The organism is Geodermatophilus sp. YIM 151500, from assembly GCF_025716945.1.
GTDB lineage: Bacteria > Actinomycetota > Actinomycetes > Mycobacteriales > Geodermatophilaceae > YIM-151500.
Genome location: NZ_JAOVZT010000001.1, coordinates 702,678 through 717,101, shown reverse-complemented (window position 1 = coordinate 717,101; position 14,424 = coordinate 702,678). Strand labels below are relative to the sequence as shown.

Here is a 14,424-nt window from a genome sequence, read left to right as displayed (position 1 = left end):
ACCGTCAGCCCATCGTCCGCTGCCCGTCGATCGTCTCCCGCAGGATGTCGGCGTGCCCGGCGTGCTGGGCGGTCTCGGCGACGATGTGCACGAACACCCGGCGGGCGGAGCGGCGGGCGCCCGGCTCGAACCAGGGCGCCTGCGGCAGCGGCTGCGCGGCGTCCAGGTCGGGCAGGGTCCGCAGCAGCTCGTCGGTGCGCCGGGCCACCGCCTCGTACTCGGCCAGGACGTCGGCGAGCGTCTCCCCGGGCAGCAAGCGGAAGTCGTCGGCCCACTGCTCGTAGCCGGCCGGATTGATGGGCGCGGCCAGCACGTCCGGGCCGGTGAGCAGGAAGTCCACCCACTTCGCCTCGATGCGCGCGACGTGCTTGACCAGCCCGCCGAGGGTCAGCTCGCTGGCCGTCGGCCGCCGCCGGGCCTGCTCGTCGGTCAGCCCCCGCACGGTGACGCGGAGGAACTGCCGGTGCGCGGCCAGCGCCTCCAGCAGGTCGGCCCGCTCGCCGGTGAGGGGCGGGTCGGTCGGGGTCGGCGCGGTCGGGTGGGTCGTGGTGGGGTCCGGACTGGACATCGGCGGCCTCCGCGGTCGTGGGATCTCCGCCGCGCACGCTAGGGCCGGGCACCGACGGTTCGGTGCATACCCGGCGTGGGAACCGGGAGCCGCATGACCTCCCCCCGCGTCGCCGTCATCACCGGGTCCGAGAGCGGCATCGGCCGCGCCGTCGCCGTCGCCCTGGCCGATCAGGGCTGCGACATCGGGGTCACCTGGTACCGCGACGAGTCCATGGCCGAGCGGACCGCCGCGGAGGTGCGCGACCGCGGGCGCCGCGCCGAGGTCCGCCGCGTGGATCTCACGGAGCTCCCCGGGGCGGCCGACTTGGTGGACGACCTCGCCGAGGCGCTCGGCGGTCTCGACGTCCTGGTCAACGACGCCGGAACCGGGCACGCGAGCACCGTCCTGGACACCGACTTCGCCACCTGGCGCGAGGTGCTGGCCACCGACCTCGACGGCGCCTTCCTCTGCCTGCAGCGGGCCGCCCGCCGCATGGTCGACGCCGGCCGGGGCGGCCGGATCGTCAACGTCACCAGCGTGCACGAGCACCAGCCGCGGGTCGGCGCCGCGGCCTACTGCGCGGCCAAGGGCGGGCTGGGGCTGCTCACGAAGGTCGCGGCGCTGGAGCTCGCCGAGCACGGCATCACGGTCAACGCCGTCGCGCCCGGCGAGATCGCCACCGCGATGACCGGCCAGGAGGACGAGGACCCGACCGCACCGGGGCACGAGCGGCCCGGCGTCCCGCTGCGCCGTCCCGGTGACGCGCGGGAGGTGGCCGCCGTCATCGCCTTCCTCGCCTCCCCTTCGGCGGGCTACGTCACCGGCGCCTCGTGGACCGTCGACGGCGGCATGCTGCAGATGGGCCCGATGGCGGGCTCCCACCTGCGCGACGACGACTGGCGCCGGCCGTGACGGAGCGCCCCCGGGTCGGCAGCCGGGCAGAGGACGCGAAGGGGACCTCGCCCCGGCGCTCCGGAGCGCGGGTCAGGTGGCGAGCAGCTCGAGCAGCCGGGCCCGGTCCGGTCCGGGTGCCGACGGCGGCGGCGAGCCGTCGTGGCGGTCCAGCGCCGCGACCACCTCGGGCCGGGACAGCACGTCCTGCGGTGTGGCCAGGCACGTGAGCAGCTCCACGAAGGCGCGGAACGCGACCTGGTCGGTCATGCCCGCGCCGAGCAGCGCCACCACGGGCGACCGCAGCTCGACCGGCGGTCCGTCACCGCCGGCGGCGGCCATCTCCGCGAGGCGGACCCGGTCGGCGGCCAGCTGCCCGCGGTAGAAGGGCTCGACCTCGGCCTCGGTCGCCGCGGCGAAGGAGGCCGCCAGCTCCGCCGGGCGGTCGAGGTGCGCCGCCACGGCCCGACGCAGGACCTGCGCGTGCACCATGCCCAGCGAGATGCCGCGCCCCGCCGAAGGGTTGGTGCACGCCCACGCGTCCCCGACCGTCAGCAGGCCGGTGACCACCGGCGTGCCGTCGACCACCGGGCTGCGGTACCGGTCGACGACCCCGGCCATGACCAGGACGTCGGTGATCGGCCGGCCGTCGAGCCAGTGGGCGTGCCGCGGGCAGGCGGCCATCACCCGCTCGAACGCCACCGACCCGCGCAGCGCCTTGATCGGCGCGTCCCGGGTCCGGCCGAAGAGCGTCACCGACCAGGTGTCGTTGTCGCCGTCGAGGGTGAGCACCGAGATGCTGCCCATCGGCGTGAGCCCGGGGGCCCGCCGCTGCGGCCGCTCCGGGCCGGTGTAGTACCGCGTGTAGTAGGCGAAGCCGCTGTCCTGCGACTCCGGGGCGGGCGGCCGCGCGCCGGCCGCGCTCAGCCAGTCCGCCGACCGGCTCCGCCGGCCGGTGGCGTCGACGACGAGGTCGGCGGTCAGCTCCGCGCCGTCGTCGGTCCGGACGCCGGTGACGTGCGGGACGCCGTCGAGCGCGGCGGGCCCGGTCCGCAGCGCCGCCGTCCGGACACCGCGTCGCACGGTCACCCCGGGCGTGGCCTCGGCGGCGGCGGCGAACACCGCCTCGACGACCGGCCGGCGGCCGGTGACGAAGCGGAAGCGCTCGTCGTCGGGCGACGGCTGCCAGTCGGCCAGCGCCGGCGGGCGGGTCGCGAGCGGGTCGACCCACACGCAGCCCGCGTCGAGCAGCCGCCCGGTCATCCCGGGCAGCTCGCCGTCGCAGACCTCGCGCACCCGGCTGAACAGGTTGTGCGGCTGCCGGAACTGGGTGATCCCGGCGCGCCGCCAGTCCTCCCACGCCTCGGCCGGGGCGGCCGGTGCCCGGTCGGCGTCGGCCTCGAGCACCGTCACCTCGTGCCCGTCGCGGGCCAGCATCATCGCCGCCGCCAGCCCCACCACACCGCCGCCGCACACCACGACCGAGCCCATCGCGTACCTCCCGCCGGCAACGGCACCAGACGGTGGCAGAACCGCGGTCCGGCGACCAGGGCCCTTCGCACCGCGCCGGTCAGCGGGGAGGCGCCGCCCGCCACGCGTCGACCTCGCCGAGCCACCGGGACCGGTCGGCGTCGTCGGCGAACGCGGCGGCGAAGGAGTTGCGGGCCAGCACCGCGAGGTCGTCGTCCGACACCCCCAGCGCCGTCCGCACGGCCGCGACGACGTCGTCGACGTACCCGCCGAAGTAGGCGGGGTCGTCGCTGTTCACCGTGGCCACGAGGCCGAGCTCCAGCATCCGCGGCAGCGGGTGGTCCTCGATCCGCGGCACGCCCTTGAGCGCCACGTTCGACAGCGGGCAGACGGTGAGCGGGACCCGCTCGTCGCGCAGCCGCGCGACCAGGTCCGGGTCCTCCAACGCCCGGTTGCCGTGGTCGACGCGCTCGACGCCGAGGACGTCGAGGGCCTCGCGCACGTACTCCGGGCCGCCCTCCTCGCCCGCGTGCGCCACCCGGTGCAGGCCCTCGGCGGCGGCCATCTCGTACGCCTCCCGGAACAGCGCGGGCGGGTGGCCCACCTCCGCCGAGTCCAGCCCCACCCCGATGAAGTGCTCCCGGTGCGGCAGCGCCCGGCGCAGCAGGTCGACCGCGGCGTCCCCGCCGAGGTCGCGCAGGAAGCAGACCACCAGGTCGGCCGACATCCCGGCCGCCCGCGCCTCGGCGAAGGCCGCGCCGAGGCCGCGGAAGACCGCCTCGAGCGGGACGCCGTTGCGCACGTGGGTCTGCGGGTCGCAGAAGACCTCGGCCCGGCGGACGCCGGCCGCCGCCGCACGGGACAGGTACGCGGCGGCCAGGTCGTGGAAGTCCTCCTCGGTGCGCAGCACCGCCAGGTTGGCGTAGTAGACGTCGAGGAAGGCCTGCAGGTCGGCGAAGTCGGCGTACCGCGCGGTCAGCTCGGCGGGGTCGTCGGAGGGCAGCGGAACCCCGTTGCGCCGGGCGAGGCGGACCAGCAGGTCGGCCTCCAGCGTGCCCTCGACGTGCACGTGCAGTTCGGCCAGCGGCAGCATGCCGGGATGCTGCCGCGACTGCGGCGCCGTGGCCAGCGCCCCGGGCCCGGTACCGGTGTCCGCGCGGCGATCTCCCGTGCGGGGCGACCGTCCGCGCCGGGGTCCGGGTCCGGCTCCGACCTGGGCCGGCCCGGCTTCAGGCCTGGCCGGTCAGCTCCGTCGGCACGGTGATCACGTCCACCATCGCCCCGCGCCGGTAGACGGTCACCGGTAGCGACTGCCCGATCGCCTCGGCGAAGAGCAGCCGCTGCAGGCTCTGCGCCTCGGCCACCGGCGCCCGGCCCGCCTCCAGGACCAGGTCGCCGGCCTTGAGTCCCGACCGGTCGGCCGGTGACCCGGGGACGACGTCGACGATCCGCAGGCCCCGCGGCCGCCCGACCCGCTCGGCCAGCGGTCCGGGCAGCGGCGCCGGCGTGCTGACCAGGCCGAGGTACGCGCGGCGCACACGACCGTCGCGCACGAGGGCGCCGATGATCCGGCGGGTGGTGTCGTTGACCGGCACGGCCAGCCCCAGCCCCCAGCCGGCGACCGCGGTGTTGATGCCGACCACCCGGCACGACGCGTCGGCCAGCGCGCCGCCGGAGTTGCCGGGGTTCAGCGCGGCGTCGGTCTGGATGACGTCCTCGACCACCCGCGCCGTGCGCCCGTCACGGGTCGGCAGCGACCGGCCCAGACCGCTCACCACCCCCGCGGTGACCGAGCCGGCCAGGCCCAGCGGGTTGCCCACGGCGACCACGAGCTGCCCGACCCGCAGGGAGCCCGCATCCCCCAGCGATGCCGCCGGGGGAGTGCCGGTGCGGGCCCGCACGACGGCGAGGTCCGAGAGGGGGTCGGCGCCGACGACGTCGACGTCGGCCTCGGTGCCGTCGGCGAACACCGCCCGCCCGCGGCGGGTGCGCCCGACCACGTGCGCGTTGGTGAGCAGCAGCCCGTCACCGGTGAAGACGACCGCGGACCCGGCCCCCGACCGGCCCGCCGCGTCGGTCACCTGCAGCGCGGCCACGTGCGGGGTGAGCTCGGCCGCCACCGCGGTGACCACGCGCGAGTAGGCGTCCAGGGCGGCTGACTCGGCCGGCGCCGCCATGCCGGGATCCGGGGTGACGCTCATCGCGACCTCCGTGATTACGTCGTTTCACCGGCAAGTGAACGCCTGTCGCGGCGCCGACGGCAGGACTCATGCCGTGGGCGAACACGGCGGCGGCGATACTGCTGCCCGTGACGAGCGGATGGTGGCGGTGACGGTCTCGACGGCGGCCCGGCGGCACGCGGCCCGGCGCGCGTGGCGCGAGCTGCGCCCGATCCTGGCGAAGGACGCCGTCGCGGCGCTGGGCGAGGGCGAGGCCGACGCCTTCCTCACCCGGGCGGAGCTGGCGCTGTTCGACGTCCACGAGCCGCTCGCGGTGCTCTACGGCGGGCGGGCCGACGTCGACGAGCTGTTCGAGCGGGCCCTGCGGACGGCGCTGGCCGCCGCCGTCGAGCGGCCCGAGCCGCTGCGGCGGCTCGACCGCCGCCGGGAGATCGATCCGGGCTGGTTCCAGCGCGCGCGGGTGCAGGGCTACGTCTGCTACGTCGACCGGTTCTGCGGCACCCTGGCCGAGCTGCCGGCGAAGCTGGACTACCTCGCCGAGCTGGGCACCACGTACCTGCACCTGATGCCGCTGCTGGAGCCGCGGGAGGGGGAGAACGACGGCGGCTACGCGGTGGCCGACTACCGCGCGGTCGATCCGCGGCTGGGCACCATGCGCGACCTCGAGGCGGTGGCCGGCGCCCTGCACGAGCGGGACATGAGCCTGTGCATCGACCTGGTGCTCAACCACACCGCCCGGGAGCACGCCTGGGCGCAGGCCTGGCTGGCCGGCGACCCCGCCCACGCCGGCTTCTACACCGCCTTCCCCGACCGCACGATGCCCGACGCCTACGACGCCACCATCCCGGAGGTCTTCCCCGACCGGGCGCCGGGGTCGTTCAGCTGGGTGCCCGAGGCGCGCGGCGGCGAGGGCGGCTGGGTGTGGACGACGTTCTGGCCCTACCAGTGGGACCTCGACTACACCAACCCCGCCGTCACGCTGGCCATGCTCGGCGAGATCACCTGGCTGGCCAACCGCGGCGTCGACATCTTCCGCATGGACGCCGCCCCGTTCATGTGGAAGCGGCTGGGCACCAACTGCCAGAACCAGCCGGAGGCGCACACGCTGCTGCAGCTGCTGCACGCGCTGACCCGGCTGGCCGCGCCGGGCGTCGTCTTCAAGGCCGAGGCGATCGTGGCGCCCGACGACCTGGTGCAGTACCTGGGTGGGCACGAGCGGTACCGGCCCGAGTGCGAGCTGGCCTACCACAACCAGCTGATGGTGCTGCTCTGGTCGAGCCTGGCCACCCAGGACGCCCGGCTGGCCCGCGCCGCCCTCGGCCGGATGCGGACGATCCCGCCGACCACGTCGTGGTGCACGTACGTGCGCGGGCACGACGACATCGGCTGGGCGGTCAGCGACATCGACGCGCACACGGTGGGCAGCGACGGGTTCGGCCACCGCCGGTTCCTCAACGACTTCTACTGCGGCCGCTTCCCGGGCTCCTTCGCCCGGGGCGCGCTGTTCCAGGAGAACGAGGTGACCGGCGACGCGCGGATCTCCGGCTCCGCCGCGTCGCTGTGCGGCGTCGAGTCGGCGCTGGAGGCCGGCGACGCGGAGGCGCTCGACGCCGCCGTCCGCCGGCTGGTGCTGCTGTACTCCGTGGCCTTCGCCTGGGGCGGCATCCCGCTGGTCTACATGGGCGACGAGCTGGCGCTGTGCAACGACGCCGACTACCTCCGGGACCCGGCGCGCGCGCCGGACAACCGCTGGATGCACCGCCCGCTGATGGACTGGGCGGCAGCGGAACGGCGCACCGACCCGCGGACCCTGGAGGGCCGGGTGTTCGGCTGGATGCAGCGGCTGGGGAACGCCCGCCGCTCGCTGGTCACGTTGCGCGGGGGAGTGGAGTCCACCCCCCTGGACGTCGGCAACGAGTTCGTCCTCGCCTGGCAGCGCCGGTCGCCCATCGGGGGCACCTTCGTCGGCGTCGCCAACTTCTCGCCGTACCCACAGGGCGTCGACGCCGACGCGGTCACCGGCTTCGGCAGCTACCAGCGCGTGCTCGGCAGCGACGGCGACCCCGACGTCCGGTACGGCCGGCTCGTCGTCCCCGGCCTGGGCTTCGCCTGGTACGCCGAGCCCTGACGGGAGCCCGTCGCCCGCTTCCCGGGCGTCGTCCCCGCCTCTGCGGTGCCGCAACGGCGCAGGAGCGCGGGGAACACCCAGAGCCGAGGTCGGCGAGCGGCGGCCCGTGACGATGCCGCGACGGTCCCCGGCGACCGGATGCGGGTGGGGTCGGCAGGCCGTACCGTGTGCGCACGGCTGGACACCAGCCGTCCCCGGTCCGGGGCGGCGGCGGCGCAGCGGAGCGTCGCCCGGCCGAGCGGAGGGCGCGTGGCGACTTCCCCGACTGCACACGACCGGCTCGGGCCGACGTTCCACGGCAACGTGGTAGCAGGCGACGTGGTCGGAGGCGACGTGGTCGCCGGCAACGTGGTCGCACCGCTGCACCCGGGGGGCACGCCGACGCGGGGGTCCGCGACGCTGCCGGCAGCCGGCGCCACCGTCGGCGTCGAGGAGGAGTTCCACCTCGTCGATCCCGGGACGTTCGCCCTGGCCTCGCGCCCGGAGCTGGCCGCGGCCGCGGCACGCGGGGAGGCCGGCGGGCGCGTGCACGCCGAGATCGCCACCACCCAGCTGGAGACCGTCACCCGCGTCTGCACCACGCTGGCCGACGTGCGCGAGGAGCTGCGGGCCGCCCGCGCCGAGGCCGCGGTGGCCGCCGCCCGCGCCGGTGCGGTGCTGCTGGCCGCGTCCACGCACCCGTTCAGCACCTGGCGGGAGCAGCGGATCACCGCCGCCCCGCGCTACGAGGCGATGGTCGAGCGCTGGGCGGGACTGGTCCTGCAGCAGGACATCTGCGGCTGCCACGTGCACGTCGGCGTGCCCGACCTCGACACCGCGGTCGCGGTCATGGACCGGGCCCGGCCCTACCTGCCGGTGCTGCTGGCGATGACCGGCAGCTCGCCGTTCCACGACGGCGTCGACACCGGGTACGCCTCCTACCGCACCGTGTGGTGGTCGCGCTGGCCGATGACCGGCATCCCGGAGCACTTCGGCAGCGCCGACCGCTACCGCGAGGTGGTCGACGGCATGGTCGCGGCGGGGGTGATCGCCGACGCGTCCAACCTGTACTGGGACGTGCGGCCCTCCTCGCACCTGCCCACGCTGGAGTTCCGCCTCGCCGACGTCTGCACCGACCTCGACGCCGCCGTCCTGCACGCGGCGCTGTGCCGGTCGCTGGTCCGGGTGCTGGCCGAGCGCGCCCGCCGCGACCTGCCCTGCCCCCAGCCGCGTCCCGAGCTGCTGCGGGCGGCCCGGTGGCGGGCGGCCCGCTCCGGCCTGGACGGGCAGCTGTTCGACCCGCTGCTGGGCGCGCTGGTCGACGCCCGGGTGGCCGTCCGGCGGCTGCTGGCCGAACTGGAGCCGGACCTGCGCGCGCACGACGAGTACGCGGAGGTCGTCGACCTCGTGCGGCTGTTGATGGTGCGCGGGACGTCGGCGGCGCGGCAGCGGCGCACGTGGCAGCGGACCGGCGACGCCCGCGCGGTGGCCGAGCAGCTCGTGCGCCAGGCCGCGTGCGGCGGCTGCTGACACGGGACCAGCCGGTCGGCGGCGCACCGGCGACGCACCCGCGGTGGCCGCCCGCCCGGCGCGCGGTCCCGCCGGTCGGGGACGGTCGGCCGGACCGGCTCAGGACGACGTCGTGAAGAACCCGAGCGTGATGGTCTGGTTGCCGCTCTCCTCGAGCGCGAGCACCTCCAGCTCGTAGAGCGTGCCCGGCCGGAGGAAGCCGTCGGGCACCGCGAGCTCGGTCCGGTCCGGCGGCAGGTGCACGTCGAACACGGGGCGCGACAGGCCGTCGGGGTCGTCGTGCTCGACCTGCGTCACGATCACCTCGTAGCCGGTGACGGTGACCGGCTCCCCGTCCAGCGTGGCGGTGACCGGCTCCCAGCGCACGACCAGCCCGGACGGCGACAGCACCGCCTCGCCGGCGTTCTCCTCCTCGGCCAGCGCGGGCGCGGTGATCACCGGAGCGGCGGGGATGTCGTGCGTGAACCGGGCGGTGCCGACCCGCGCCGTGCCGCCGACGTCGGTGCCGCTGATCGTGTACTCGCCCTCCGGGAAGTCCTCGCGCAGCACCTCCAGCGGGTACTCGTCGGCGGGCGGCTCGCGGGACTCGAAGAAGAAGTCGTTGATGCCCAGCGCGTCGAGCCGGCCGGCCGGGTCGACGGCGAGCAACTGCTCACCACCGGGCAGCCGCACGCACACGTCGACCAGCCCGTCGTGCCCCACCGTCCCGTGCACACCGCTGTCCTGGTCGGTCGCGTTGTGCTCGACGAACAGCCGCAGGTCGCCCTCGAACGGCTCGCCCTCGACGGGGCACGACGAGCTCCCACCGGCCGGCCCGGCACCGGCGGCGTCCTCCGTACCGGCCGCCTCGCCGCCGCCGTCCCCGGCCGTGCAGCCGGTGAGGGCGAGCACGCCGGTCAGCGCGCCCACGACGCACCGCCCGGCGGTCGCCCGCGCCCGCGTCCCGCGCATGCCGCCAGTGTCGACCCGGCCGCGCCGACCCGGACACCCCCGCGGGCGCGCCGGCCCGGGGATCAGGCCGACTCGCGGCCCGTGCGGTCCTCGCCGGCGGTGACCGCCGGTCGCCGGCCGCCGGTCTTCGACGCGGAGAAGCCGGGACCGACGTGCTCGAGGGCGAGCCGGCCGTACACCTGCTGCTGCGTGGCCACCCGCTGCGAGCGGCCGCGGCCGAGGAAGCTGACCGCCCAGTGCAGCACCGTGGTGATCCGGCTCTTGAAGCCGATGATGTAGAAGAGGTGCACGACCAGCCACAGCACCCAGGCGGTGAACCCCTGGAAGCGCAGGCCCTTGATGTCGGCGACGGCGGAGAACCGCGAGATCGTCGCCATGTTGCCCTTGTCGTCGTAGTGGAACGGGCCTCGGGGCTCGCGGCCGGCGATCCGCCGCCGGATCTGATCGGCGGCGTAGCGCCCGCCCTGGATGGCCACCTGCGCGACGCCGGGGAGCTCGTCCAGCTTCGCCATGTCGCCGACGACGTGGACCTCCGGGTGGCCGGGGAGGGTGAGGTCGGGCTGGACGGCGATCCGGCCGGCGCGGTCGACCTCGGCGCCGGTCTGCTCGCCCAGCAGCCGGCCGAGGGGGCTGGCCTGCACCCCGGCCGCCCACACCTTCGTGGCGGCGTTGATCCGGCGGACCTGCCCGTCGCCGTCCTTGATCTCGATGCCGTCGGCGTCGACGTCGGTCACCATCGCGCCCAGCTGCACCTCGACGCCGATCTTGTTCAGGTGGCGGCGGGCGCCGTCGCCGAGTTTCTCGCCGAAGGCGGGCAGCACGACCGGCGCGGCGTCGAGCAGCACCACCCGGGCGGTGGTCGGGTCGATCCGGCGGAAGTCGTGGCGGAGGGTGCGGTGCGCCAGCTCGGCGATCTGCCCGGCCATCTCCACGCCGGTGGGCCCGGCGCCGACGACGACGAACGTGAGCAGCCGGTCGATCTCGGCGGGGTCGTCGGCCAGCTCCGCGAGCTCGAACGCGCCGAAGATGCGCCCGCGCAGCTCGAGGGCGTCGTCGACGGACTTCATGCCGGGCGCGAACTCGGCGAACCGGTCGTTGCCGAAGTAGGACTGCCCGGCGCCGGCGGCCACGACCAGCTCGTCGTAGGGGTGCACGGTGGTGCGGCCGAGCACCGTGGAGGTGACCGTCCGGGCGGTCAGGTCGATGCCGGTGACCTCGCCCAGCACGACCCGGGCGTTGCGCTGGCGCCGCAGCACCTCCCGGGTGGGCGGCGCGATCTCGCCCTCCGAGAGGATGCCGGTGGCCACCTGGTAGAGCAGCGGCTGGAACAGGTGGTGGCTGGTCTTGCCGATCAGCGTGACGTCGACCGGCGCCCGGCGCAGCGCCTGGGCCGCGAACAACCCGCCGAAGCCCGACCCGATGATGACGACGCGCGGGCGCCCGCCGGTCGAGGCTGGTCCGGCTGGGGCATGCGCAGGTGATGTCGTCATGACGACTGATCCTTCCAGTCGGGCGGCGGGCGGAGCTCGGGGCCCGGGGGCGATCTCGGCCACGATCCAACCGGCTACCCGGCCCGGTCGCGACCCAGCCCCGTCAGCGTGCGGAGGAGATCCGTGGGCGTGAGCCCCACGGATCTCCTCCGCTCAGCGGTCGGTGCGGTCGCGGACCTCGGCGTAGCGCTCGCGGACGGACGGCGTCGGCGCGGTCTCGACCACGCGCAGCCCCGGCTGCGGCCAGTCCGGCGGCTCCGGTGCGCCGGAGAGCACCCACGCCGCCTGCCGCGCCGCGCCGTCGGCGACGTATTCACCGGGTGGCGGCACGACCACGGGCCGGCCGAACACGGCCGGCGCGAGCTGTTGGACGGCGGCCGAGCGGGCGCCGCCGCCGACGAGCAGCACGCGCTCGACGGGCACACCGTGGGCGACCACGGCGTCGATGCCGTCGGCGAGCCCGCACAGCAGGCCCTCCACCGCCGCCCGGGCCAGGTGCGCCGGGGTGGCCGTGCGCAGCGTCAGGCCGTGCACCGATCCGGTCGCCGCGGGCAGATCCGGCGTCCGCTCGCCCTCCAGGTAGGGCACCAGCACCAGCCCGTCGGCGCCGGGCGGGGCGGACAGCGCCAGCTCGGAGAGGGTGGCGTGGCCGACGCCGAGCAGCGTGGCCGCGGCGTCGAGCACGCGGGCGGCGTTGAGGGTGCACACCAGCGGCAGGTGGCGTCCGGTCGCGTCGGCGAAGCCGGCGACGATGCCGCTCGGGTCGCTCACCGCCGTCCGGGTCACGGCGGAGACGACGCCGGAGGTGCCGATCGAGACGACGACGTCCCCCTCCCGGGCCGCCAGGCCCAGCGCCGCGGCGGCGTTGTCCCCCGACCCGGGGCCCAGCACCGTCGGTGACCCGGTTGCGGTGCCCACCGTCTCGGCGGGCCCGGCCACCCGCGGGACCCGCGGACGGCGCCCGCGCAGCGCCAGTTCCAGCAGGTCGAGGCGGTACTCGCCGGTGCGCGCCGACCAGTAGGCGGTGCCGCTCGCGTCGCCGCGGTCGGTGGTCAGCGTGCCGAGATCGCCGGCGCCCGACAGCCGCCAGGTGAGCCAGTCGTGGGGGAGGCAGACGGCCGCCGTCCGGTCGGCGTTCGCCGGTTCGGCATCGGCCAGCCAGCGCAGCTTGGCCCCGGTGAACGAGGCGACGGGCACCAGCCCGACTGCGTCGGCCCAGGCCTGCCGGCCGGCCGCCGGATCGCCGTCGCCGAGGTCGGCGACCAGGTCGGCGGCCGCCCCGGCGGAGCGGACGTCGTTCCACAGCAGGGCCGGCCGCACGACCTCGCCGCGCTCGTCGAGGCAGACCATGCCGTGCTGCTGCCCGCCGACGGCGAGCGCGGCCACGTCGGACAGCCCGCCGGCCGCGTCGACCGCGGCGGTCAGGGCCTCCGCCCAGGCCGCGGGGTCGACTTCGGTGCCGGCCGGGTGCGGGGCGCGCCCCTCGCGCACCAGCTCGCCGGTCGCGGCGTCGCGGACGACGACCTTGCACGCCTGGGTGGAGCTGTCCACGCCGGCGACGCGGGTCACCGCGGCCACCCGGGGGACGGGCCCGCCCCACGGTGGGCGGGCGGAGGGACGGCGGGCACGCGGCCTCCCGATGCTCGGCGGCGGCCGCGGGCGCGGAAGGCCCGCGGCCGGTCTGCGGTCGGCGTCCGTCGCGGGCGCCGGTGGGTCGCCCGATCCTGCCCGGTCGCCGTCCGGTCCCGCGTCCGGGTGCCTCCTGCCGGTCCGGCGACTCGGGATGATCAGCCTCCCGGCGCGTGCGTGACACTATGGCGCCGTGGCGCAGATCTCCGCTTCGGCCGGCGCGTTGCTGCGTCACGTGCGCACCGGCCGGGCACGCAGCCGGGCCGACCTGGTGGCGCTCACCGGCGCGTCGCGCAACACGGTGAGCGCCCGGGTCGACCAGCTGATCGCGGCCAACCTGCTCGCGGAGGGCGGCCGGGGCTGGAGCACCGGCGGCCGGCCCCCCACGCTGCTGCAGTTCAACAGCCGGGCCGGGTGCGTGCTCGCCGTGGACCTGGGCGTCACCAGCGTCGACGTCGCGGTCACCGACCTGTCCGCGCAGATCCTGGCCACCGTCGGCCACCCGATCGACATCGCCGACGGCCCGGCGCCGGTGCTGGCGGAGGTCGACCGGCTGGCGCAGAAGGTGCTGGCCGAGGCCGGCCTCGCCCCGGTCGACGTGTGCGCCGTCGGGGTCGGCGTGCCGGGCCCGGTGGAGTTCTCGACCGGGCGGCCGTCGCACCCGCCGATCATGCCCGGCTGGCACGACTACCCGATCCCCAGCGCCTTCGGCCGGTTCGGTTGCCCCGTCTACGTCGACAACGACGTGAACGTCATGGCCCTCGGCGAGGTCGGCATCGCCGCGGCCCCGCAGGACGTGCTGGTCGTCAAGGTCGGGACGGGCATCGGGTGCGGCATCATCGTCGACGGCCGGGTGTACCGGGGTGCGCAGGGCAGCGCCGGCGACATCGGGCACATCCACGTGGCCCAGCCCGACGGCCGGACCGTCGTGTGCCGCTGCGGCAACGAGAACTGCCTGGAGGCGATCGCCGGCGGCGGGGCGCTGCTCCGTGACGCCGTCGCGGCCGGGTTGCCGGTGTCCACGACGCGCGAGGTCGTCGAGCTCGCGGCGCAGGGCGACGGGCCCACGTTGGAGCTGGTCCGCAACGCCGGCCGGACCATCGGCACGGTGCTCGCGGCGCTGGTCAACTTCTTCAACCCGCACCGCATCGTCATGACCGGCGGGGTGGCGCAGGCCGGGGCCCCGCTGCTCGCCGGCATCCGCGAGGCGGTCTACCGCCGGTCGATGCCGCTGGCCGCGCGGGCGCTGGAGATCACGGTGAGCGACGCACCCGACCTGTCGGGGCGGGTGGGCGCCGCGCTGATGGCCATCGAGGAGTACCTGGACGACGACGCCGTCCAGCAGACGCTGGCGCCGTAGCCGCGGGCCCGGCGGACCTCGAGGAGGCCGCGACGCGGGGACGCGAGGTGGGGCTCAGCGCTCGCCGGGGACGCGGGGTGGGGCTCAGCGTCTGCCGGGGACGGCGATCGGCCGCGGTCGGTCGGCGGGCCGCCCGGCGGGGTCGTGGACCCGGCGCGGGGGCCGGAGGCTCCCCGCCGGGGACGCGGGGTGGGGCTCAGCGTCGGCCGGGGACGGCGATCGGCCGCGGTCGGTCGGCGGGCCGCCCGGCGGGGTCGTGGACCCGG

Annotated in this window: 11 protein-coding genes; 4 read left to right on the top strand and 7 right to left on the bottom strand. The window is 76.4% G+C overall.

The features are described from left to right. Nucleotides 1-4 precede the first annotated feature (4 nt). The gene (locus tag OF117_RS03240; protein ID WP_263551347.1) at nucleotides 5-568 is read right to left on the bottom strand and encodes a DinB family protein; all 564 of its coding nucleotides are present in this window, start codon (nucleotides 566-568) and stop codon (nucleotides 5-7) included. A gap of 93 nt (nucleotides 569-661) precedes the next feature. Here OF117_RS03240 and OF117_RS03235 point away from each other — a divergent pair, with 93 nt between their 5' ends. After that, nucleotides 662-1,462, top strand: a complete 801-nt coding sequence (locus tag OF117_RS03235; RefSeq protein ID WP_263551346.1) for an SDR family oxidoreductase — start codon at nucleotides 662-664, stop codon at nucleotides 1,460-1,462. 72 nt (nucleotides 1,463-1,534) lie between these two features. Here OF117_RS03235 and OF117_RS03230 read toward each other — a convergent pair whose 3' ends face one another. The 3 genes from OF117_RS03230 to OF117_RS03220 form a co-directional block, all read right to left on the bottom strand. Then, on the bottom strand, nucleotides 1,535-2,971 hold the full coding sequence (locus tag OF117_RS03230) for an NAD(P)/FAD-dependent oxidoreductase (protein ID WP_411969409.1): 1,437 nt from the start codon (nucleotides 2,969-2,971) through the stop codon (nucleotides 1,535-1,537). A gap of 40 nt (nucleotides 2,972-3,011) precedes the next feature. Further along, nucleotides 3,012-4,004, bottom strand: a complete 993-nt coding sequence (locus OF117_RS03225; RefSeq protein WP_263551344.1) for an adenosine deaminase — start codon at nucleotides 4,002-4,004, stop codon at nucleotides 3,012-3,014. A 136-nt stretch (nucleotides 4,005-4,140) separates the two neighbouring features. Further along, the gene (locus tag OF117_RS03220) at nucleotides 4,141-5,112 is read right to left on the bottom strand and encodes a S1C family serine protease (RefSeq protein WP_263551343.1); all 972 of its coding nucleotides are present in this window, start codon (nucleotides 5,110-5,112) and stop codon (nucleotides 4,141-4,143) included. A gap of 118 nt (nucleotides 5,113-5,230) precedes the next feature. On the opposite strand from OF117_RS03220, the gene OF117_RS03215 reads away from it, so the two are divergent. After that, nucleotides 5,231-7,219, top strand: a complete 1,989-nt coding sequence (locus tag OF117_RS03215) for an alpha-amylase family protein (RefSeq protein ID WP_263551439.1) — start codon at nucleotides 5,231-5,233, stop codon at nucleotides 7,217-7,219. 318 nt (nucleotides 7,220-7,537) lie between these two features. Next, nucleotides 7,538-8,728 carry a glutamate--cysteine ligase gene (locus tag OF117_RS03210; RefSeq protein WP_263551342.1) on the top strand — a complete coding sequence of 397 codons (1,191 nt, stop codon included), beginning with the start codon at nucleotides 7,538-7,540 and terminating at the stop codon, nucleotides 8,726-8,728. A gap of 99 nt (nucleotides 8,729-8,827) precedes the next feature. Here the strand turns inward: OF117_RS03210 and OF117_RS03205 are convergent, their stop codons facing one another. The 3 genes from OF117_RS03205 to OF117_RS03195 all read right to left on the bottom strand — a co-directional run bounded on the left by OF117_RS03205 (nucleotide 8,828) and on the right by OF117_RS03195 (nucleotide 12,738). Then, nucleotides 8,828-9,679 (bottom strand): fibronectin type III domain-containing protein, encoded by an 852-nt coding sequence (locus OF117_RS03205; protein ID WP_263551341.1) that lies wholly within the window; start codon nucleotides 9,677-9,679, stop codon nucleotides 8,828-8,830. A gap of 62 nt (nucleotides 9,680-9,741) precedes the next feature. Then, nucleotides 9,742-11,169 carry an NAD(P)/FAD-dependent oxidoreductase gene (locus OF117_RS03200; protein WP_263551340.1) on the bottom strand — a complete coding sequence of 476 codons (1,428 nt, stop codon included), beginning with the start codon at nucleotides 11,167-11,169 and terminating at the stop codon, nucleotides 9,742-9,744. Between the two features lie 153 nt (nucleotides 11,170-11,322). Further along, nucleotides 11,323-12,738 carry a xylulokinase gene (locus OF117_RS03195; RefSeq protein WP_263551339.1) on the bottom strand — a complete coding sequence of 472 codons (1,416 nt, stop codon included), beginning with the start codon at nucleotides 12,736-12,738 and terminating at the stop codon, nucleotides 11,323-11,325. 253 nt (nucleotides 12,739-12,991) lie between these two features. Here OF117_RS03195 and OF117_RS03190 point away from each other — a divergent pair, with 253 nt between their 5' ends. Beyond that, nucleotides 12,992-14,158 (top strand): ROK family protein, encoded by a 1,167-nt coding sequence (locus tag OF117_RS03190; RefSeq protein WP_263551338.1) that lies wholly within the window; start codon nucleotides 12,992-12,994, stop codon nucleotides 14,156-14,158. Nucleotides 14,159-14,424 lie beyond the last annotated feature (266 nt).